This is a genomic window from Dietzia aerolata (assembly GCF_014144865.1).
GTDB classification, from domain to species: domain Bacteria; phylum Actinomycetota; class Actinomycetes; order Mycobacteriales; family Mycobacteriaceae; genus Dietzia; species Dietzia aerolata.
Window position 1 is genome coordinate 1 of record NZ_JAALDM010000118.1, and the last position, 20,283, is coordinate 20,283.

General features: G+C 68.4%; 22 protein-coding genes and 1 pseudogene. 13 read left to right on the forward strand and 10 right to left on the reverse strand.

Going from position 1 to position 20,283, the window contains the following annotated elements:
• The 3 genes and pseudogenes from G6016_RS17820 to G6016_RS07915 all read left to right on the forward strand — a co-directional run.
• Nucleotides 1-121, forward strand: a pseudogene (locus G6016_RS17820) (hypothetical protein); the annotation flags it as partial.
• Between the two features lie 115 nt (nucleotides 122-236).
• A complete protein-coding gene (locus G6016_RS07910) occupies nucleotides 237-749 on the forward strand; it encodes an LGFP repeat-containing protein (protein ID WP_182632124.1) in 513 nt (170 codons plus the stop codon).
• A gap of 121 nt (nucleotides 750-870) precedes the next feature.
• On the forward strand, nucleotides 871-2,145 hold the full coding sequence (locus G6016_RS07915; RefSeq protein ID WP_338403550.1) for a multidrug effflux MFS transporter: 1,275 nt from the start codon (nucleotides 871-873) through the stop codon (nucleotides 2,143-2,145).
• Here G6016_RS07915 and G6016_RS07920 read toward each other — a convergent pair.
• Nucleotides 2,120-2,857 carry a CPBP family intramembrane glutamic endopeptidase gene (locus G6016_RS07920; RefSeq protein ID WP_182632125.1) on the reverse strand — a complete coding sequence of 246 codons (738 nt, stop codon included), beginning with the start codon at nucleotides 2,855-2,857 and terminating at the stop codon, nucleotides 2,120-2,122. The genes G6016_RS07915 and G6016_RS07920 overlap by 26 nt on opposite strands.
• A gap of 93 nt (nucleotides 2,858-2,950) precedes the next feature.
• Here G6016_RS07920 and G6016_RS07925 point away from each other — a divergent pair, with 93 nt between their 5' ends.
• The 4 genes from G6016_RS07925 (at nucleotide 2,951) to G6016_RS07940 (ending at nucleotide 6,098) form a co-directional block, all read left to right on the forward strand.
• Nucleotides 2,951-3,853, forward strand: coding sequence for an oxygenase MpaB family protein (locus G6016_RS07925; protein ID WP_182632126.1), 903 nt, complete (start codon nucleotides 2,951-2,953; stop codon nucleotides 3,851-3,853).
• 190 nt (nucleotides 3,854-4,043) lie between these two features.
• Nucleotides 4,044-5,039, forward strand: a complete 996-nt coding sequence (locus G6016_RS07930; protein WP_182632127.1) for a DUF808 domain-containing protein — start codon at nucleotides 4,044-4,046, stop codon at nucleotides 5,037-5,039.
• Nucleotides 5,039-5,566, forward strand: coding sequence for a DUF488 domain-containing protein (locus tag G6016_RS07935; protein WP_182632128.1), 528 nt, complete (start codon nucleotides 5,039-5,041; stop codon nucleotides 5,564-5,566). Before G6016_RS07930 ends, G6016_RS07935 begins: the two co-directional genes overlap by 1 nt.
• Before the next feature lie 49 nt (nucleotides 5,567-5,615).
• A complete protein-coding gene (locus G6016_RS07940) occupies nucleotides 5,616-6,098 on the forward strand; it encodes a heme-binding beta-barrel domain-containing protein (protein WP_182632129.1) in 483 nt (160 codons plus the stop codon).
• A 31-nt stretch (nucleotides 6,099-6,129) separates the two neighbouring features.
• Here G6016_RS07940 and G6016_RS07945 read toward each other — a convergent pair whose 3' ends face one another.
• Nucleotides 6,130-6,495: an iron chaperone gene (locus G6016_RS07945; RefSeq protein ID WP_182632130.1), complete on the reverse strand. Its 366-nt coding sequence runs from the start codon at nucleotides 6,493-6,495 to the stop codon at nucleotides 6,130-6,132.
• A gap of 93 nt (nucleotides 6,496-6,588) precedes the next feature.
• On the opposite strand from G6016_RS07945, the gene G6016_RS07950 reads away from it, so the two are divergent.
• Complete coding sequence (locus G6016_RS07950) at nucleotides 6,589-6,867, forward strand: DUF7218 family protein (RefSeq protein ID WP_182632131.1); 279 nt, start codon at nucleotides 6,589-6,591, stop codon at nucleotides 6,865-6,867.
• Nucleotides 6,868-6,888: 21 nt separating this feature from the next.
• Here the strand turns inward: G6016_RS07950 and G6016_RS07955 are convergent, their stop codons facing one another.
• The 5 genes from G6016_RS07955 to G6016_RS07975 form a co-directional block, all read right to left on the reverse strand.
• Nucleotides 6,889-7,776, reverse strand: a complete 888-nt coding sequence (locus G6016_RS07955) for an ABC transporter permease (RefSeq protein WP_241729945.1) — start codon at nucleotides 7,774-7,776, stop codon at nucleotides 6,889-6,891.
• Nucleotides 7,773-8,963: an ABC transporter substrate-binding protein gene (locus G6016_RS07960; protein WP_182632132.1), complete on the reverse strand. Its 1,191-nt coding sequence runs from the start codon at nucleotides 8,961-8,963 to the stop codon at nucleotides 7,773-7,775. Before G6016_RS07960 ends, G6016_RS07955 begins: the two co-directional genes overlap by 4 nt.
• 9 nt (nucleotides 8,964-8,972) lie before the next feature.
• Nucleotides 8,973-9,644, reverse strand: a complete 672-nt coding sequence (locus G6016_RS07965; RefSeq protein ID WP_277815127.1) for an ABC transporter ATP-binding protein — start codon at nucleotides 9,642-9,644, stop codon at nucleotides 8,973-8,975.
• Between the two features lie 71 nt (nucleotides 9,645-9,715).
• Nucleotides 9,716-10,834 carry an acyl-CoA dehydrogenase family protein gene (locus G6016_RS07970; RefSeq protein ID WP_182632134.1) on the reverse strand — a complete coding sequence of 373 codons (1,119 nt, stop codon included), beginning with the start codon at nucleotides 10,832-10,834 and terminating at the stop codon, nucleotides 9,716-9,718.
• Nucleotides 10,831-11,373 (reverse strand): DUF4242 domain-containing protein, encoded by a 543-nt coding sequence (locus G6016_RS07975; protein WP_182632135.1) that lies wholly within the window; start codon nucleotides 11,371-11,373, stop codon nucleotides 10,831-10,833. The genes G6016_RS07970 and G6016_RS07975 overlap by 4 nt, the downstream gene beginning before the upstream one ends.
• Nucleotides 11,374-11,531: 158 nt before the next feature.
• Between G6016_RS07975 and G6016_RS07980 the strand changes: the two genes are divergently transcribed.
• Nucleotides 11,532-12,218 (forward strand): phosphate signaling complex PhoU family protein, encoded by a 687-nt coding sequence (locus G6016_RS07980; protein ID WP_182632136.1) that lies wholly within the window; start codon nucleotides 11,532-11,534, stop codon nucleotides 12,216-12,218.
• Between the two features lie 114 nt (nucleotides 12,219-12,332).
• Here the strand turns inward: G6016_RS07980 and ilvD are convergent, their stop codons facing one another.
• Entirely contained in the window at nucleotides 12,333-14,072 is a 1,740-nt protein-coding gene (ilvD, locus tag G6016_RS07985) for a dihydroxy-acid dehydratase (RefSeq protein WP_182632137.1), read from the reverse strand.
• 130 nt (nucleotides 14,073-14,202) lie between these two features.
• Between ilvD and G6016_RS07990 the strand changes: the two genes are divergently transcribed.
• Both G6016_RS07990 and G6016_RS07995 read left to right on the forward strand, forming a co-directional pair.
• Complete coding sequence (locus G6016_RS07990; RefSeq protein ID WP_182632138.1) at nucleotides 14,203-15,096, forward strand: bile acid:sodium symporter family protein; 894 nt, start codon at nucleotides 14,203-14,205, stop codon at nucleotides 15,094-15,096.
• A gap of 20 nt (nucleotides 15,097-15,116) precedes the next feature.
• A complete protein-coding gene (locus G6016_RS07995) occupies nucleotides 15,117-16,766 on the forward strand; it encodes an arylsulfatase (RefSeq protein ID WP_182632139.1) in 1,650 nt (549 codons plus the stop codon).
• A gap of 61 nt (nucleotides 16,767-16,827) precedes the next feature.
• On the opposite strand, the gene G6016_RS08000 is transcribed toward G6016_RS07995, so the two are convergent.
• Complete coding sequence (locus G6016_RS08000) at nucleotides 16,828-17,529, reverse strand: oxygenase MpaB family protein (RefSeq protein WP_182632140.1); 702 nt, start codon at nucleotides 17,527-17,529, stop codon at nucleotides 16,828-16,830.
• A gap of 109 nt (nucleotides 17,530-17,638) precedes the next feature.
• On the reverse strand, nucleotides 17,639-18,724 hold the full coding sequence (locus tag G6016_RS08005) for an LLM class flavin-dependent oxidoreductase (RefSeq protein ID WP_182632141.1): 1,086 nt from the start codon (nucleotides 18,722-18,724) through the stop codon (nucleotides 17,639-17,641).
• An 83-nt stretch (nucleotides 18,725-18,807) separates the two neighbouring features.
• Here G6016_RS08005 and G6016_RS08010 point away from each other — a divergent pair, with 83 nt between their 5' ends.
• Nucleotides 18,808-19,182: a hypothetical protein gene (locus tag G6016_RS08010; RefSeq protein WP_182632142.1), complete on the forward strand. Its 375-nt coding sequence runs from the start codon at nucleotides 18,808-18,810 to the stop codon at nucleotides 19,180-19,182.
• A 75-nt stretch (nucleotides 19,183-19,257) separates the two neighbouring features.
• Nucleotides 19,258-20,283 (forward strand): cation:proton antiporter domain-containing protein (locus G6016_RS08015; RefSeq protein ID WP_182632143.1); only part of this gene is annotated, 1,026 nt, incomplete at its 3' end.

Below are 20,283 nucleotides of genomic sequence, written 5' to 3' on the forward strand. Positions count from 1 at the left end.
CGACCTCGGCTTCCCGACCACCGATGAGACCCCGCAGGAAGGCGGATTCATCTCCACCTTCGATTCCGGCGAGATCACCTACGACATCGCCACCGAGGAGTCCACCGTCGAGCAGAACTGACGGCACTCCACTCGCGGCCACTCGCCGCGCGTACCCCACCTTGAGCCCCCACGCACCGGTCCCCCGGCGCGTGGGGGCCGGTTCGTCTGGTCGGCGCGTACTAGAATTCGGTCCCATGGTCAGGTTCACGCGCACCGTTGCCGCCGTCGGCCTCACCGCGCTTGTCGGCGCGGGACTCGCCGCCTGCTCGGATAACGAGCAGGAACCGGCACCCGCCGCGTCGGGCACCGCGGGTATCGATATGACGACGACGACACCGTCCACCACGATGTCATCCACCGTCCCCGGGCCCGCCGACCCGGTGGGCGTTCCGGCGGCGGTCGCCGAGCGCTGGACCGCGCTCGCGGAATCCGGAGTCGATCTGGGCGTGGCCACCGGTCCGGCCGAGGATATCGACGGGGGCTCGATCACCGAGTTCGAGCGGGGCTCCCTGGTCCTGACGCCCGCCGGGCAGGTCTTCCTGGTGCAGGGTGAGATCCTCTCGGCCTATCTCGAGTCCGGCGGGCCCGGCGGTGACCTCGGCTTCCCCACCTCGGACGAGGCCACCACGGACGGCGGCTGGATCTCGACGTTCGACGGCGGGGCCATCACCTACCTCGACGGCGTCGCCGAGGTAGAGGTGAACTGATCCCCACCGCCGGGCCGGCGCCATTGGTCGGGATGCCACTTGTGGAGGTGCCATCGGTGGGGGTATCACCGGGTTAGTGCTGAGGCGGGGCCACCGTCGATCGGCGGTATGGTCCCACTTCGTGACTCCGACTCCCCCGTCCGGCAGGACCTCCGACGCTGATAGCTCTCGCGACCGGGCGTCCGCGCCGGTCGTCTCGACCTCGGTGCCCACGCTGACGCTTCTCGCGTTGGCGTTGGGCGGGGCCATCGGGCCGTTCGCCACCGACACCTACCTCCCGGCGCTGCCGCTGATCGCGGAGGAATTCGACGTCTCCGCCTCCACGGCGCAACTGACGCTGACGGCGTTCATGATCGCGCTCGCGGTGGGACAACTGGTGTTCGGGCCGCTGTCCGACCGGATCGGTCGACGCGGGCTGCTCATCCTCGGATCGTTCGGCACCCTGATCGCCGCCGTGGCCTGCGCTCTCGCCCCGTCCATCTGGCTCCTCATCGTCGCGCGGACGATGCAGGGATTCTTCGGCGCGGCGGGGATCGTGTTGAGCAAGGCGATCGTCGCCGACATCGGTCGCGGCCCGGGCGTGGCCAAGGCGTTCGCCACGCTGATGGCGATCCAGTCGATCGCCCCGGTCATCGCCCCACTGTTCGGCGGCGCGGTGGTGCCGTTCGGCGGCTGGCGTGGGGTCTTCTGGCTGCTGACAGCGCTGTCCGCGCTCACCCTCATCGCGGTGGTGCTCGCCGTTCCGGAGTCGCTCCGTCCCGAGGACCGCAGCGAAGGTGGATTCGTGTCGTCACTGCGGGACATGGTGATCGTCGGCACCCACGGCCCCTTCGTGGCCCGGACCTCGGCCTTCGTGTTCACGTTCGGCGTGCTGTTCGCCTACATCTCGGCCAGCCCGTTCATCTACCAGGACATGGTCGGCCTGTCGCCAACCGCCTATTCGGTGGCGTTCACCATCAACTCGCTCGGAATTCTGGTCTCCAATGTGGCGGGCGCCCGTCTCGTGGGCCGGTTCGCGCCCGAGAAATTGATGCTCACCGGGGTAACCGGGATGTCGATCGCGATCGTCTACCTTGTCGTCGTCGTCGCCCTATCCCCGTCGGGCACCCTGGGGCTGGCACCGATCACGGTCGGTTTCATCCTTCTCACCCTGTCCATCGGGCTGATCCTGCCCAACGCGGCGGCCCTGACGATGCAGGCCACGGCGGGCCGGTCCGGCTCCGGATCGGCGATCATGGGCGCGGCGCAGTTCCTCCTGGCCGCGATCGTCTCCCCCCTGACCGGCCTCGCCGGCTCCACCTCGGCGGTGCCGATGCTGACGGTGATGGGCGTCAGCGCCGTCCTGGTGCTGATCGCGGTCCGTGCGATCTTCAGCCGGCCAGTGCGCGCCACGTGAGCGCGGCGGCCAACGCACCGACGGCGTTGAACGCCCAGTGCAGACCGATCGGGGCCAGCAGGCTACGGCTGCGGCGCCGGAACCAGATGAACCCGGCGCCGGCCACGGACGTCGCCGCCACGGCCAGGCCGATCCCCGCGAGCTGCCCGCCGAGGCCGGTCCCGAGAAGCTCGGACAGGCCGGCGTTGCCGGAGGTCAGGCCGAGTGACGTGGTGACGTGCCAGAGGCCGAAGGCGATCGAACCCACCACGAACACGCCGCGCGTGCCGAAGGTCCGCTCGAGCGCCCCCTGCAGGACGCCGCGGAACGCGAACTCCTCCGGCAGCACGGTCATGAGCGGGATCAGGACGAGGGCGGAGAAGACGGCCATGCGCAGGTCCGAGTAGCGCTCGGACAGGAAGAACGGGCTCGTGGCCGGGATCAGGCAGCCCGCCGTGACCACGGCGGCCACGGCGACCGTCGCGGCGGCGCCGTAGGCGAGGCCCCTCGGCATGTGCCGGAGCGACATCCCCAGCTCCGACCAGCGCATTCCCCGCGCCTTGACCACGGCGACCAGCGCCAGCACCGACAGCGGGATCACCCACTCGCGGTGGGCCAGATCGGCGAGGTTGGCGGTCAGATTGATCGCCGTCAGCGCGCCGAGAACCCCGACGACTCCGGCCACCCCCCGGATACGGGAGTGGCGGGGTACGTACGGGTTCGGAGAACTCATCCCGGCGATGATACCCCGACAGGCCTCCATACCAGGGGTATGGTGACGTACACAACGTTTTTCCGGACGACGAATCGCGGGGTGGAACGAGCGATGACGACCACGACGACAACGGCGTCCCAGCGCGTCACCGGAGCACTGTCCGGCGCCGTGACCAGCGCGCGCCGCCGGGTCGGCCTGGTCGTGCGGTCGCGGGTCGCGGGCGAGGACGCGGCGGAGCGTCGGCAGCAGATCTGGCATTCCGACGGTGAGCGGTGGAACTCCCCCGATGACGCGATCTGCCGCGTGAACGGGGATGCCTCGATGTTCTCCGCCGGGCTGACCGCGCTGCTGCTGCAGTCTCTACATCCGTTGGCGATGGCCGGGGTGGCGGACCACAGTGACTATCGCGGTGACCCGTGGGGGCGGCTGCAGCGGACCTCGGCGTTCATCGCCACCACCACGTTCGGCACCATCGCCGACGCGACCGACCTCATCCGCACCATCAACCATGTGCACCGGTCCGTGGTGGGCGTCGATCACCGCGGCCGGCCGTACGACGCCCGCGATCCGCACCTCCTGAGGTGGGTCCACATAGCCGAGATCTGGAGCTTCCTCGAGTGCCACCGCCTGTACGGGCGTCAGCAGCAGACCCCGGACCTTCGAGACGAGTACGTGCGCCAGTCCGCGCGGACCGGCCGCCTGCTCGGTGCCCGTGACGTGCCGGAGTCGGCCGACGAACTGAACGCCGCGCTGGCCGAATACCTGCCCGAACTCGAGTCCTCCCCTGCCGCCGTGGACGCCCGACACTTCATCCTCGACGAGCCGCCCGTGGGATGGACCGACAAACCCGCCTACCGGATGTTGCGGCACGGCGCGGTGGCCGCGTTGCCGCCCTGGGCCCGGGACATGCTGGAACTCCCGGACGGGCCGTTCGGCTCACGCGATGTGGGGATCGCACTGGGCGTGGCCGGTGTGGCGACGTTGCGCTGGGTACTCGACGCCGTCGACGACTGAGCCGTCCTATCCCGACCAGATATGTTTTTGCTACAGCGCAGTGATTTCATTGCCGGGCCCTGTCGCGCCCGCAGGTGACTCCGGCCGTGTCACTGCGGCTTCAGGCCACCCGGCGATACCCTGTGACGGTCCGGCATAAGGTCGCAGGACGACGGAGGCGGGCTCGCCCGCCCAGACCAGTGAGGACATGATGGCCGGAGGACTCGCCGCTCTACTCGACGACGTCGCGGTACTCGCCCGGATGGCCGCGGCCAGCGTCGACGACGTCGCGGCCGCCGCCGGACGTGCCTCGCTCAAAGCCGCCGGCGTGGTGGTCGACGACGCGGCCGTGACCCCGCAGTACGTCCAGGGCGTGGAGCCCTCGCGAGAGCTGCCGATCATCCGCAAGATCGCCACCGGCTCACTCGGCAACAAGGCGATCATCATCGTCTTTGCCCTCCTGCTCAGCCAGTTCATCCCGTGGATCCTCACCCCGTTGCTCATGCTGGGCGGCCTGTACCTGTCGTATGAGGGCGCCGAGAAGGTCTGGGAGTTGATCTCCGGACACGAGAAGGCGGAAACCCCGACCGTCGACAAGGGGCCCGAGGCCGAGAAGAAACTGGTCCGTAGCGCGGTCACCACTGACTTCATCCTCAGTGCCGAGATCATGGTGATCGCCCTCAACGAGATCGCGGGTGAATCCTTCTGGTCGCGGGCGATCATCCTCGTCGTCGTGGGGTTGGGTATCACCGTGCTGGTCTACGGCGTGGTGGCCGTGATCGTGAAGATGGACGATCTCGGGCTCCACCTGGCCGGCAAGGACTCACCCGGCGTCCAGAAGTTCGGTCTCGGACTGGTCAAGGCCATGCCCACCATCCTCAACGTGATCGGGTTCATCGGGATGATCGCGATGCTCTGGGTCGGTGGCCACATCCTCCTCGTCGGCCTGGACGAACTCGGTGTCACCGCGCCGTACCACCTGGTGCATCTCCTCGCCGATCCCGCGGCCGGAGTCGCAGGTGTCGGTGCGGTCCTGGGCTGGCTCGTCAACACGGTGTGCTCGGCGATCTTCGGTCTGATCGTGGGCGGTGTTGTCGTCGCCATCGCCCATCTCATCCCGCGCCGCTCGAAAGAAGACAAGGCCAGTTCCGGGCCCGAGTCTGATGTCCAGGCCAAATCCGAACCCAAGTCCGACGCAGGGGCCTGATGCTCCTCGCTCTCGGCCACGGCCGTCTCGACCACGACGAGCTCGCTTCGCTCCTCACCGGGGCCGGAATCGAGCTCCTCGTGGACATCCGACACTTCCCCGGCAGCCGCGCCAACTCGGCCGCCGCCAAGGGAGCGGTGCCCCAGATCGCCCACGATGCGGGAATCGACTACCGCTGGGAAGAAGACCTCGGCGGCCGACGTCGCCTGACCGCCGAGCAGCGGCGGACCTCGCCTGACACGTGGTGGCGGGTCGAGGCGTTCCGCGCCTACTGCGCCTGGACCCGCGATCCCGCCTTCCGCACCGCGCTCGATCGGGTCGTCGCCGAAGCGCGGGTCCGACGCACCGCGGTGATGTGTTCGGAATCGGTGTGGTGGCGGTGCCACCGCCGAATCGTCGCCGACGTCGTGGCCACGGTGCACGGACTGCCGGTGGGTAACCTCATGCATTCCGGGAAGATCGACGAACACATCCCGAGCGCCGGTCTCCGGCTTGATGACAACGGAGATCCTGTCTGGGACAGGTGACATCATTGCTCACCTGTGTCGCCCCGACGGTTGACCTACTCTCGAGGGCATGAGCTCCGCTGCTGACCTTGCCCCGAATCTGGTTCCCGTGAGTCCCCTCCTCGGAACGTGGCGGGGAGACGGTGCCGGCTCCTATCCGACGATCGACGACTTCGTCTACACCGAGGAAATCACCTTCACCGATGTCGGTAAGCCGTTCCTGCACTATGTCCAGAAGACGTGGGGACCGACCGGAGCGCCCATGCACACCGAAACCGGATTTCTCCGGATCCCCGGCAACGGCTCGGCGGAGTTCGTCATCGCCCAACCCACCGGTCAGGCGGAGCTCTGCGAGGGAACCGTCCACGCCGAGGGTGACACGGTCGTGCTCGAGTTCACGTCCACTGTTCTCAACAGCACCACCGCCAAGCAGGTGACCTCGACCCAGCGCCGGTACGAGTTCACTGGCGATTCCGTGGTCTCTACATTCGCCATGGCCGCGGTCGGCCAGCCCATGACCCACCACTTGCGGGCGGACATGCGACGGGCCTAGACGGTCGACGCCCCGCGTCTCCCCGCCTGCGTCACATCCACTGCACCCCGTTCTCGGACCATTCTGTCACCCGGTAGTCGAGCATTCTGCGGATGAGATCGTTCGGGAGCGTTGCCGTGTCCGGGAACTTGAGAGTGCCCTTTCCGGTGTCGAAGTCACCGAAGTCACCGTCGAAGGCCTCACGTGTCGACGGGGTCAGCACCAGATTGCAGTGGGACTTGTAGCCCGCGAACTGGAACAGGATCGTGTCGTCGACATATGCCGGAGCGCCCCATTTGAGCGTCTCTTCGGCGGAAGGCGCGGCCGCCACGCAGAGCGCGCGGATTTCGCGCAGTCGTTCGGCACGCGGTTCGTCGAACCCGGCCAGATAGACGTCCACGGACTCAGGTCTGCTCATGGAACTCAGCGTAGGCCGGTGGCGACCACGCCGACGGGCTGATAGACCCGAATCACGGGCCAGACAAGCCCGTTTTGTGAACAGGAGGTCACCATGGCTCGCAGCGATTCCGAGCAGCGGTCGTCCAGTGTGAAGGACGAGGAGGTGTACCAGGCACTGCGCGACGAAGGTGCGAGCAAGGAAAAGTCCGCGCGGATCGCCAACGCGTCGGCCAACCAGTCACGTTCCGAGGTGGGCCGCAAGGGCGGGGAGGCCGGCACCTATGACGACTGGACCGTGGACGAGTTGACCCAGCGCGCCCGCGAGCTGGGCATCGAAGGCCGATCGACGATGAACAAGGACGAGCTCATCCGGGCATTGCGCGACCATTGATCGGCCGGCCCCGGTGCCGTGTCAGCGACCGGCACCGTCCCGCAGGAGTAGCCGGGACAGTGAGTCGAGCGCGAAGCCGAGGACGCCGATCACCAGGATCACGGCCATCACCTGGTCGTAGGCGAGCTGATCGCGGGCGTTGAGGATCTGGTATCCGAGACCTGACCGCACGCCGAGCATTTCGGCCGGCACCAGCACGATCCAGGCGGTGCCCAGGGCCAGGCGAATTCCTCCGAGGATCGACGGGCGCACCGCGGGGATCACGACCCGGGTCAGCCTCTCCCATCCGCTCGCCCCCATGGTTCGGGCGACGTCGAGATAGCCGGGGTCCATTGCGTGGACCCCTGACGAGGTCGAGAGCATGATGGGCCAGATCGCGGCTGCGGCGACGAGGAAGATCACCGGCTCGTTGCCGATGCCGAACACGGCGATCGCAACGGGTGCCCACGACAGTGGCGAGATCATCCGGAGGAACTGCACGAGCGGACCGGCTACCGCCTCGGCGCGCCGTCGCAGTCCAAGCCACAGTCCGAGCGGGACGCCGAGGAGCGCCGCGACAGCGAGTCCCGCGACGAGACGATAGAGACTGACCGTGGCATCCGACAGCAGAACGCCGCGGTCGAGGAGATCTCCGAAGCCCGACCAGGTTTGCGCGGGTGACATCCCGGTGATCACCGGATCGTTGGTGATCAGTCCGGAGGTGAGAAGTGCCCACACGCCCAGTCCCAGGGCGAGTCCCAGCAGGCCCGCGCCCCATCGGGCGGCAAGGCTAGAGGGTGCGGTAGCTCTCGTGGTCCGACCGCGGTCGGCCCGACTGCTCCGTCGCCCCTCGACCGGTGCGGTCGAGCCATCGTTGGTCTCCGACCCGGATCCTTCGGTCGGCTGGGACGTCGTGTGGGTTCGAGTCATGAGAGCAGCCGTTCGTGTCTGGTGAGCGATGCGGGGAGTCCGAGTGCAGCCGGTCCGCCGTGCCGTTCGATCGCGGCGCGGACGAAACGGTCATCAACGAGCTCGCGGTGGACCGTGGACGGATCGAGTCCGTCGAGGAACCGGGTCTCACCATCGACGACGGTCCGCCGCATCTGTCGGACCAGTTCCTCGGTGAAACTCGGGAAGGGATACGGGTGGAAGTCGATCCGGGGACGCTCGGGCCCGCCCGTCGGGTCCGGGACCGTTCCCGACATGGCGACCTCGACGGCCGCGGGAGGCTGCGGCAGGTAGCCCTTTCCGGACAGGATCTCCGCGGCAGCGGTCCGGTCGGCCCGGATTCCGAGCTGTGCCGCGACCGAGGAGTCGATCAGTGCCTGGACGGTGTCCGGCCGGCTGTCGATGAGTTCCTCGTGGACGACCGTGACACAGCAGGCATGGTCCCGCCACACCTCGTCGAGGAGCATGTGCAGTGATCCGACACCCTTCGCCACGGCGCCCGCGTTGAACGGATCGGCCACGGTGAACGCAGAGATCGAGCCGGTCGCCAGCGCCGGGATCATGTCGGACGGGCCCATCACGACGAGCTCGACGGTTCCGTCCTTACGGCTGGGCGCCTTGCGAGCAACGGGGGTGAGTCCGTGTGCCCGCAGCACCCGCTGGAGGAGCATGTTGTGGATCGACCACCAGCCGGGGATCGCGACCTGTGTGCCCGCGAGCTCGGTGATGTCGGTGATCTGCGGAGCCACGGTGACCGCACCGCCGCCCGTGTGGTTCCAGCTCACCATCTTCACGTCCGCACCGATGACGTAGCGCAGCTGCACGGCGGAGGGCATGAGGAGGTGGATGAGGTCCACCTGGCGGGTGAGGAAGGCCTCCATGAGCGAGGACCAGGACCGGAAGAGCACCGGACGGCCAACGATGAGTTTCTGCCGCTCGAAGTAGCCGTCACCGTGGGCGACGAGCAGTGGCGCGGCGTCGGTGATCGGCAGGTAGCCGATGCGAAGCTCTTCGGTCTCCACCCCGCGCGGGGCGGTTGCGGCGGAGACGAGATTTCCGAGCGTCACCGCTCCACCAAGCGCCCCGGCCCCGACGGCGAGAGCACCGCCTGCACGCAGCAGTGAACGCCTGTCGAGGACGGGCCCGCGGGGCCCTGGATCTGAATTCATGGACCTGGATCAGGCCGTCCGGTACGCGGACAGGATGTCCTCGCGCAGGAAAGGGTTCGACGAGGCCGTGCCGTGCTCGGGGTTGGTCCACTCCTGCTTCACGCGGCCCGACGATCCCAGCAGGGCGATGCGTGATCCGACCACCAGCGCCTCGTCAACATCGTGGGTCACCATGATCGTGGTGACGCCCAACTCTGCCGTCACACCGACGAGCCAGCGCTGCGAGTCGGCCCGGGTGACCGGGTCGAGGGCACTGAACGGCTCATCGAGAAGAAGGATCTCGGGACGTGTTGCCGCGGCCCGCACCACTGCGACCCGCTGCGCCTGTCCACCGGAGATCTGATCAGGCCGGGAGTCGGCGAGTTCGGCGATCCCGAAATGTTCCAGGAGCTCGTCCACGTAGGCGGTGTTCACGCGGCCCTTGAGCGCGCGGAATCGGCTGCCCAGTGCGACGTTCTCCCGCACCGACAGCCACGGGTACAGGAGCGGCTTCTGGAAGACGACAGCGTAGGAGTGCTCGCTTCCGTCTGCCATGGACTGGGAGCCCACGCGCAGCGCGCCACCAGCCGGCTGCTCGAGTCCGGCGAGGAGCCGGAGAAGAGTCGACTTGCCGACCCCGGACGGGCCGAGCAACACCAGCGACTCACCGGCGCGGACCTGGAGTTCGAGATCGTCGAACAGGGTCCGCCCGCCGGGGAGTTGATGCTGGAGGCCGGTCACGCTCACGGCGACCGGCCGCTCGAGGGTAGCTGTCACGCGACGACTCCGAGTCGGTCCAGTTCCCAGCGGAGCTGCGACTGGGACGGCGACTGCACCGGAAGGAATGCCGCTTCCCGCATGCGACGGTTGGCCGGCGCGGCCTGGGCGTACCCCATACCTCCGCACAGGATCGCCTCGAGCCGGGTCGCGGCGGGTGCGATCTCCGCACCGTCAAGACGCAGCAGGAGCAGATCGGTCAGGGTTGCCTCGTCCTGAATCGCGGCGAGTCGGTGGAGTTCGGAGTGCATGTGCTCATGCCGTCCCGCGAGCGTCTCGTGCTCGTCCGAATAGAACGCCCCGAGTCCTTCCAGCCGCCCCTCTGCCTCGGTGAGCGAGCGTGCGCCCACCCCGGAGCAGAATGCCGCCTGGAGAACGAGGAACTGCGGGCGCACACCCGACAGGAAGTCGGGGAGGTCCTCCCCCAGCACCTGCTCGTCGGGGACGACGACACCGTCGAGTCCGATCATCGTCGACGCCGTCGCGTTGAGCGCCAGGAGATCAGGCGCATTGCGGATCTCGACACCGGAGGCCGAGGCCTCGAAGGTCAGGACGAGGCTCCGACCGTCCTCGGTGTTCGCCGCGAGAACGATCGTGCTGTCCGGGTACACATTCGACGCCCACGCGATGGGCCCGTCGATCCGGTACCCGCCATCGACGCGCGTGGCGGTGATCGGCACGTCACCGAGGCCCACCGCCTGACGCTGAGCTGCCGCCATGCCGGTGACTCCCGGGCGCTTGCCGTCGGCCACCGCGCGGTAGGTGCGCATGGCGGCGTCCGACCGGTCCGCGGCGTGCCGCAGGTAGGCGGCGGTCATCCGCTGCGCCCAGGCGCCGAACGCCACGGCCAGGCTCTCCGTCGCAACCGCTTCGATAATCGTCGCGGCGACGGCAACCGGCGTGCGATCAACGTCGAAGAGGCCGAGACCTGCGAGCGCGGAGATGTCCTCCCGCAGGTCTGCGTCGGCCCGGTCGAGCGCGGAGGCCCGGGCGGCGACCGAGTCGATCACCGCGACGAGGTCCGCCGCGTCGACGGTGCCGAGGTCGCCGGCGATCAGACGTGCGCGCGGTGCACCGAGATCCGGGGTGAGAGTGCTGGCCGTGGGCGTGCTCATGACAGCTCGTGCAGGCGCGAAATCGGGGTGGACACGATCTCCCGCGCGCGGACGACGGCATCGGTGTCAGGAGCGTTGTAGAAGCACAGGCACTTGTCCGTGTCCTCGCGGACGTAGGTGCGCAGGAAGGAGACCTCGGGGATCTCCGCGTACTTCGGGGACTTCTCCTTCTTACGGGTGAGGTAGGTATCCATGTCGATCTCGGCGGGGATGTCCCACTCGACCAGGTAGCCGGCCTCGGGGCGGGCGGCCTTGATGGTCTCCAGATCGGTACCTACGAGCCGCACCTGCGCGGGCTCGGTGATCTCGGTGACGCCGAGCGCGGCCGCATCCAGCGCGGGGGCCTCGGTGGCGCAGGCGCCGTTCGGTCCGTCCGCCAGCTCGACGATGGTGAACACCCGGGCGGCACCCTTGGTGATCTGGGTCTCGATGACCTCGGCGCCGGCCTCGGTCAACGCGTCCGCGAGGGAATCGATAAGGGCCGTCGGGTCGGCCTGCTGCTTCTGGGAAGGAACCGTCTCGTACAGAAAGAGAGTCATGGTGTGTCCTTTCGGGGACTGCGTGTTGCCCCACCCTAGAAACGTATAGACCGGTCTGTCTATGCGCACCCCCGGTGATGTCCCCCACTGTCCGTCCAGAGTGTGAATTCTGAGAAAACGACGCTGCCGAGCCCGCCTGGGCTCTCTACGCTTGCGGCATGCGTACCGTCTTCCGTTCCAAGCTCGACGAGTTCTCCGACCAGCTTGTCCGCTTCTGTGACACCAATACCCACCTCCTCGAGCGCGCGAGCGTCGCGCTGCTCGAGCAGGATGAGACCGCAGCGACCGAGGTGATCGACGGCGCTGCCGAGCTCGCCGAACTCCGCGAGGTCAGCGAACTGCACGCGTTCGAGCTCCTCCTCCTGGAGGCCCCCGTCGCGGGCGATCTGCGGCAGGTCGTCTCGGGGATCTACATCGTGGAGCACTTCACGCGGATGGCCGCTCTCACCGGGCACATCGCCCGCATTGCTCGTCGTCGCTTCCCGAACGCCGTCGTTCCCGAGCCGATCGTCCCGATCATCCGCGAGCTCGTCGAGCGCGACACCGCGATGTCCCGCCAGCTCACGGAACTGTTCGCCTCCCGCGACGTCGACAAGGCTCTCCTGCTGGATGCCCAGGATGACGCCGTGGACGGCCTGCACGCCAAGCTGATGAGCGAGGTGTCGAGCGAGGACTGGGGCTTCGGCTCAGTGGCCGCGGTGGATCTGGCGCTTCTCGCCCGCTATTACGAGCGCTACGCCGACCACACCGTGAGCATCGCCAACCGGGTGGTCTTCCTCGCCACCGGCGAACTCCCCGAGGACGGGGCACTGTCCCACCTCGACGACGGCACGGTCCTGGACTGATCCCCCACCGGATCAGCTGACGATCAGGCCGCTAGAGACTCGAGCGGCACATAGAGACGGGGTTCGCCGGGGCACACTGCCCCGGCGAACCCCGTCTCGGCGGTCAACACATACTCAGCGACAGATCGCGCCCACCGAGGCCGACTGCACGAGCTTGGAGTACTTGGCCAGGACACCACGGGTGTAGCGCGGGGGCAGCGGCTCCCAGCCGTCCTTGCGCGCCGCGAGCTCGGACTCGTCGACCAGCAACTCGAGGGTGCCGTTCGAGACGTCGAGCCGGATGCGGTCGCCGTCGTGGACGAACGCGATCGGGCCGCCGTCCACCGCCTCGGGCGCGATGTGGCCGACGCACAGGCCGGTGGTTCCGCCCGAGAACCGGCCGTCGGTCATGAGCAGGACGTCCTTTCCCAGGCCGGCGCCCTTGATGGCTCCGGTGATGGCGAGCATCTCCCGCATGCCGGGCCCGCCCTTGGGGCCCTCGTAGCGGATGACCACAACGTCGCCGGCGGTGATGGTGCCGTCCTCGAGCGCGTCCATCGCGGCCCGCTCGCGCTCGAAGACGCGCGCGGTTCCCTCGAAGACGTCCGAGTCGAAGCCCGCCGACTTGACCACGGCACCCTCCGGCGCGAGGGATCCGTGCAGGATCGTGATCCCGCCGGTGGGGTGGATCGGCTCGGACATCGCGCGCAGGACCAGCCCGTCGGGGTCCGGCGGCGCGATGTGGGCGAGGTTCTCCGCGACGGTCTTGCCGGTGACGGTGAGGCAGTCCCCGTGCAGCAGCCCGGCGTCGAGGAGGGCCTTCATGACCACCGGGACGCCGCCGATCTTGTCAACGTCGTTCATCACGTGCGCGCCGAACGGCTTGACGTCCGCCAGGTGCGGAACCTTGGTGCCGATGCGGGCGAAATCGTCCAGCGTCAGCTCCACCTCGGCCTCGGCGGCGATCGCGAGCAGGTGCAGCACCGCGTTGGTCGAGCCGCCGAATGCCATGACCACGGCGATGGCGTTCTCGAAGGCCTCCTTGGTCATGATGTCGCGCGCGGTGATCCCGCGCCGCAGCATCTCCACCACGGCCTCGCCGCTGGCCTCGGCGTAGCCGTCACGGCGACGGTCGGGCGCGGGCGGGGCGGCACTGCCGGGCAGGGACATGCCCATGGCCTCGGCGGCGCTGGCCATGGTGTTGGCGGTGTACATGCCGCCGCAGGCGCCCTCGCCGGGGCAGATGGCGCGCTCGATGGTGTCCACGTCCTCGCGGCTCATCAGTCCGCGCGAGCATGCACCGACGGCCTCGAACGCGTCGATGATGGTCACCTGCCGCTCGCTCCCGTCCGAGAGCGTGGCGAACCCGGGCATAGTGGAGCCGGCGTAGAGGAACACGCTGGCCAGGTCGAGTCGCGCGGCGGCCATGAGCATCCCGGGCAGGGACTTGTCACAGCCGGCGAGCAGCACCGATCCGTCGAGGCGCTCGGCGCTCATCACGGTCTCCACGCTGTCGGCGATCACCTCGCGGGACACAAGCGAAAAATGCATGCCCTCGTGCCCCATGGAGATGCCGTCGGAAACCGAGATGGTGCCGAACTCCAGCGGGTAGCCGCCCCCGGCGTGGGTGCCCTTCTTGACCGCCTTGGCCAGCCGGTCCAGGGGCAGGTTGCACGGCGTGATCTCATTCCAGGACGAGGCCACACCGATCTGGGGCTTGACCCAGTCGTCGTCGCCCATCCCGACCGCGCGCAGCATGCCGCGCGCCGCGGTCTTCTCCAGGCCGTCCGTCACGTCACGGCTCCGGGGTTTGATGTCGGGGGTGGTCTGTGTGCCGGCATCTGTGGGTCGGGGGGTCTGTGTTCCGGAACTCATGCCCTCAGCCTAGGCGGCATGCTCCCGCCGGGCAGGGCACCCCGACGTTCCGGGTGTCAACCGGGTCGGGAGTCCGGGTGAGCGGGACGAGGTAGCGTCGGGTTCAGACGCATTTCCCGGGGTGAGAGGAATGTCAGTGGTTTTCGAGGTGTCGAGGCAGCTCTCGGGAATCCTCGTGGTGGTCTTCGTCGTCTCCAGCCTGTTCAATGTCGGATTGACGCAGAAGCCGTCCAACTTCCGGGCGCATCTGACGAACGGGCACTTCCTCTCCCGGATGGTTCTCGCCAACCTGATCCTGTTCCCCGCCGTCATGGTGATGGCGGTGACCATGGTGGACCTGGAGCCCGCGTACTCCGCGGGTCTGCTCATCTTCGGCCTGTCCGCCGGAGCACCGTTCCTCATCGCGCTGACCCGCGAGTCGAAGGACGACGTCTCCTTGGCCGCCACCGTGATGACCGTCCTCATCGTGGGCACCGTGGTGTTGATGCCCCTGATCCTGCCCCGCCTCATCGAAGGGGTGAGCGTGGATGTGTGGGCGATCGTCCGCGGCCTCACCCTGCAGATGATCCTGCCGATGGTGCTGGGGATGGCGATCCGGCAGTACCTCCTTTCGGCGGCCGCACTCGTCCAGCCGTGGGTCGCGAAGATCTCCTCCGTGGCCCTCTACGGTCTGCTCGCGTCCATGATCGTCGGTTACCTGCCCCAGATGGTGGACCCCGAACTGTGGAAGGCCATCGCGACCGGCCTGGTCGTGATCCTGGTGGGCCTGTTCATCGGCTACATGATGGGCGACGGTCACAACAAGCTCAAACGGGTCGGGGCCCTGGCCACCGCGCAGCGCAACACTGCCGCCGCCATGATCGTGGCCACCTCGAACTTCGACGACCCACGGGTGGTCGTGGTGGTGACACTGGTCAACACGGCCGGCCTGGTGGTCCTCATGGGCGCGGCCAAGCTGATGAGCCGCGATGCCGAGTTCCTGCTGACCCCGATCGGCGCGGACGTTCCGGAGCGCCGCCACTGAACATCGGAGATGATGGGGACATGTCCTCCGGTTCTGATCACAGGCCCAACTTCCTCGTCGTGGTGGTCGATGACATGGGGTATTCCGACTGCCAGCCCTTCGGCGGCGAGATCGCCACCCCCCGCTTGCAGGAACTCGCTGAGGCCGGCGTCCGCTTCCGCGGATTCCACACCAGTTCGCTGTGTGCCCCCACCCGGGCGATGCTGCTCTCGGGGTGTGACAACCACCAGGCGGGGCTGGGTGTAATGCAGCCGCTGCACGCGATGAACCAGTACATGCAGCCCGGGTACGAGGGCTATCTCAAACACTCGGTGCCGACCATGGCGGAACTCCTGCGCGATGCCGGCTACCACACGTACCTCGCCGGGAAGTGGCACGTGGGGATCACCGACGACACGCGTCCCGCGGCCCGAGGGTTCGAGCGCAGCTTCGCCTTCCTCGGGGGCGGTGCCAGCCACTTCTCCGACGCCCGGCCGTTGAGCTCGTCGGAGGGCAAGCAGACGATGTACGCCGACGACGACGTCTTCTGCACCGACGACCTGCCCGCGGACTTCTACACCTCGACCCACTTCGTCGACCGGATGATCGGCTACCTGCGCGAGCAGGAGGACGACCGCCCGTTCCTCGGCTACCTCGCCTTCACCGCACCCCATGACCCGCTGCAGGTCCCCGACGAGGATCTGGACCGCTACGCGGGCCGGTACGACGAGGGCTATGACGCGATCAAGCGCGAACGGATGGCGCGGATGAAGGAGATCGGCCTCATCGATTCCGATCTCGAGGTGAACCCGGGCAGTGGGTTGTTCCCGACGTGGGACGAACTCTCGCCCGACGAGCGTCGCCTCGAGGCCCGCAAGATGGAGATCTACGCGTCCATGATCTCCACGCTGGACCGCGAGCTGGGCCGGCTGCTCGACGAGCTGGACCGACTCGGCAGACGCGACGACACCGTGATCTTCTTCCTGTCCGACAACGGCGCGAACCCCAAGCAGCCGGAGTTCTACCAGCCCAACACCCCCGAATCGATCGCCGCGGAGTTCGACAACTCGGAGGGGAACCTGGGCAGGGAGGGCTCGTTCATCTCGATCGGAGGGGCCTGGGCCGAGGTCGCCGACACGCCGCTCTCCTACTTCAAGACCACCACCTACGAGGGCGGGACCCAGACCCCGCTCATCGTGGCGGGCGGGCCGGTCTCGCGGTCCGGGGTGGTGACCGACGAGCTTCTGCACGTCGCGGACATCCTGCCGACGATGCTCGACATGGCCGGCGTGCGGCGGCCGTCGGAGTGGGCCGGCCGGCCCTCTCCCCCGCTGTACGGACGGAGTCTGGCCCCGATGCTCACCGGTGCGACGGTACAGCCGGTCCGCGGCGGGATGGACGCACTGTGCTTCGAGATGCTCGAGTGTCGCTCCGTGCTGTGCGGCGACTGGAAGCTGCTGTGGATGGCACCGCCCTACGGGGCCGGCGACAGGTGGCAGCTGTTCAACCTCGCGGAGGATCCGCGCGAACTGGTCGACCTGGCGGACCGGTACCCGGAGAAGGTCTCGCAGTTGGAGGGCCAGTGGCAGGCCTATGCCGAGTACGTGGGATACATCTCCTCCGACGGCAGTTCGGCAGCCGAGGAACTGGGGATCGACCGGTTCTTCGAGTTCCGACTCGGCGACGACTGAGGCCCGGAGGCCACCGGGTCCCCGAGGGGGCCGAGGTCCGTGGCCGCCTGCGGGTCCCGCCTCAGCGCAGCGCTGCCATCGAGGTGAACGCCGCGGCGACCATCCGGTCGGTCGCCGAGACCCGCACGCCGAGCGCCCGGGCGGCCACCGGGTGGAGGAAGGTCCGAATCGCCCCGGTGGGCACGGTCGCCGGCCACCAGTGCCGGGGCCGCAGCAGCTGGTTGCGATACCGGGTGAGCGCGGGGGTGATGGTGAGCTCCGAGGTGGCCTCGCGGAAGTAGGTGTCGAACTCCCCCACCGTCGCCGGTACCGGAACCTCGGAGATGCCGTAGATGCGGTACCACCCGCGGCAGCGGTCGTACAGTTCTGCCCGTTCGTCCGGGCTCATCGGGCCACGGAACCGGGTCACTGTCTCCATCAAGGTGTCCACGTAGGCGGCGTGCTGGAAGTGGAACACGTCCGGGGTGAGGGAGTGGTACCGGCGCCCCTCGGCGCCTGTTCCCTTGATCTTCTCGTGCGTCAGCAGGATCCGGTCCGGCACCCACTGCTCTGGGTTCGGCGTGAACGCCATCTCGACGGTCGCGGGGACGGAGTCGCGTTTGTGCAGCCAGATGTACCCGGGTGAGGGCGAATGCTCGAGGATCCCCGCGCTGATCGCCGGGTGCATGAGCTGCAGTGAGACCGCCCGCGGGATCATCAACAGGAACTGTCGCGAGCTCAGGTGCTCGAAGAGCGCCGACTCCGTGCTGATCTGACCGGTCATCGCCGTCCTCCCCACCGCCGAACCGTCCCGGGCCCCACCGGGCCGTCCCGGGAAATTCCCGGCCTCGCCGCGCCGTTCCGGGCCTCGCCGGACCCGATCTGACCAGAATCTAGCCGTCCAGCGCCGGGAACCGGGGTACGACGTACTCGGCCAGCTCGTCCAGCACCTCACGGAACGGCCGGTTGCTCGCCCCCGGCCCCAGCAGCACGTGGTTCACCCCGATCCCCTGCAGGTCGCCCAGGTGCCCGATCAGCGCCTCCCGTCCGATGCGGAAGCCGAACTTGATCGGGGACGCGCTCTCGTGCGGGTCCTCCGACAGGTCGATCTGCAACGACTGGGCGAACGGTTTGAACGCTGACTCCGCACCAGCGCCGCCTCCGGTCGAGGAGCTGTCGTTGTCGTCGTCGTTGTCGTGGTTGTTGTTGTCACCGCCCGCGGTGTCGTCACCCCGGCGGTGGGCGTCCTCGTCCACCAGTTCCCTCCACCGCGCGGCGGCGCGGCGCTGCGCATCGAAGTCGCGAGGGTAGGTCATCCACCCGTTCCCGTGTTCGGCCAGGTAGGCGGTGCTCTGCTGGCACGAGCCGATCATGATCACCGGCACCGACGCCGCGGTGGGCTTGGGCACCACGTCGGCACTGTGCATCCACCCGCCCGGCCAGCGGATCCCGCGCATCTCGGTGGCCAGGGCGTGCTGCAGGACGCGCAGGTTGTCGCGGAACCGCTCGCCGCGCTCGCCCTGCTCTAGGCCGAACGCCCGGAACTCCTCCGGACGGTCGCCGCTGGCCAGGCCCAGCAGGAACCGGCCGCCGGAGATCCTGTCGAGGCTCGCAGCGGCCTTGGCCACGTGCAGCGGGTGACGCACGGGCAGGACGATCCCCGAGGTCCCCAGCGCGATGCGGGAGGTGTGCGCGGCCATGTAGGTGAGATGGGTCCACGGGTCGAAGACCTGGCCGACGTCGCCGAACGAGGGCACACGCAGTGGGATGTCACGGGCGTAGAGGGCCGCGAACCCACCGGCCTCGGCGGCGCGCGCGGCCTCGACCTGGGCGAGCAGTTCCTCGGCCGCCGGCTCGTCGCCGCGGGTGCGCAGCGGGAAGCCCAGGCCGAGCGTGAGGCGGCCGGGCGCGAAGGTGCGGGCATAACCCGGCAGCTGGCGAGGGTCGTCGTCGGAGCGCGTGAGCAGCGTGCCGGTCATGCCACCACCCTGGCACGGCGCGGAGCATGCGTGGAAGGGCGGTACGTTGGGGGCACTTTCCCCCGAGGAGGCAGCTACCGGCGATGAAGCGGGTCATTTTTGTCAGTCCACATCGTGGCGTCAACGATTTCCTCTGGGGGGACACCCACGGGCCCGATGCGTTCGAGGGATACGCCGGCCTGGTCACCACCGCGAGCCTCGGGCTGTCGGACGCACTCGTCAGGGAGTTCGCGGCATGGGTGGACGACTGGCACGAGGACTTCGTCGGACGCGACATCAGTGGAGAAATGAGGGTCCCCGTCTGGCGGCAGGGATTCGACAGCGCGCAGTGGCGCTCCGACGGAGTCGCTTTGATGCGCAGGTTGCAGGATGAGCGGCCGGACCTGGATGTGCGGAACGGATTCGATTCCGACGTCTATCCCACGGATCCGGCCGCTCATAAAACGGTGTGGCGCTGACGAAGTGACGAAGCCGCTGGGGTGAGAGCAGCGGGGCGTTAGGCTCACGGGCGACTCTGCAACGGAAGGCCGGACGTGACCACCACTCTCCTGGCGTCGGGGGCCTCGTCGACCGAACTGCTGTCGCTGTTCTGGATCGTGCTGGTCATCTGCCTGGCGCCCATCGTGTCGTGGATGACGCGTTCGTTCATTCCGGCGGTCGTGCTGCTGCTGGCCGGCGGGATGCTCATCGGGCCCACCGGGCTCGGGTTGGCCGAGACCTCCGGCGGGATCGGCATGCTCTCCGAGATCGGGCTCGGGTTGCTGTTCCTCCTCGCGGGCGTGGAGCTCAAACCCTCATCCCTGTCCGGACGTCGGGGCGCGGGCGCGGGCGGAGCCTGGCTGGCGAGCGTCGTCCTGGCGACCGCGATCGGATGGCTGATCACCGGCCGTCCGGACACCGCCGTGGCTATCGGCTTGCTGCTCACCTCCACCGCGATCGGCACCCTGCTCCCGATCCTCAAAGGTGCCGGACATGACGCGACCCCGGTCGGGCGCGCGGTCCTCAGCCACGGCGCGGTCGGGGAACTCGGCCCCGTGCTCGCCATGGCACTACTCCTCGGGACCCGCGACATCGGCTCGTCGGCGGTGGCTGTGGCACTGTTCGGGATCGCTGCGCTCTTCCTGTTCGCCATCCCGCGGCGTCTGCTGTTCGTCCCCGCGATGGGTCGGGCCCTGGCGCACGGCAACACCTCGACGGGCCAACTCGTGGTCCGGATGGTGTTCCTGTTGCTGGCCGCGATGATGGCGGTCGCGGCGGTCTTCGGCCTGGACGTGGTGCTCGGCGCATTCGCGGCGGGCATGGTCCTGCGGAGCCTGACCGAGACGTACACCAGCCGGCACGACGACCAGCCCAACTCGCCGACCCGCGACCTCGTGGGTGACCTCCTCGGACGCCTCGACACCGTGGGGTATTCCCTATTCATCCCCGTCTTCTTTGTGGTCTCGGGAATGGGCATCAGCCCGAGCGCGGTCGCGGCGGCGCCGTGGCTCCTGGTCGCGGCCGTGGCGATCATGCTGGTCATCCGGGGCGGCGGCGTGTGGCTCGCCGAGACCTGGCTG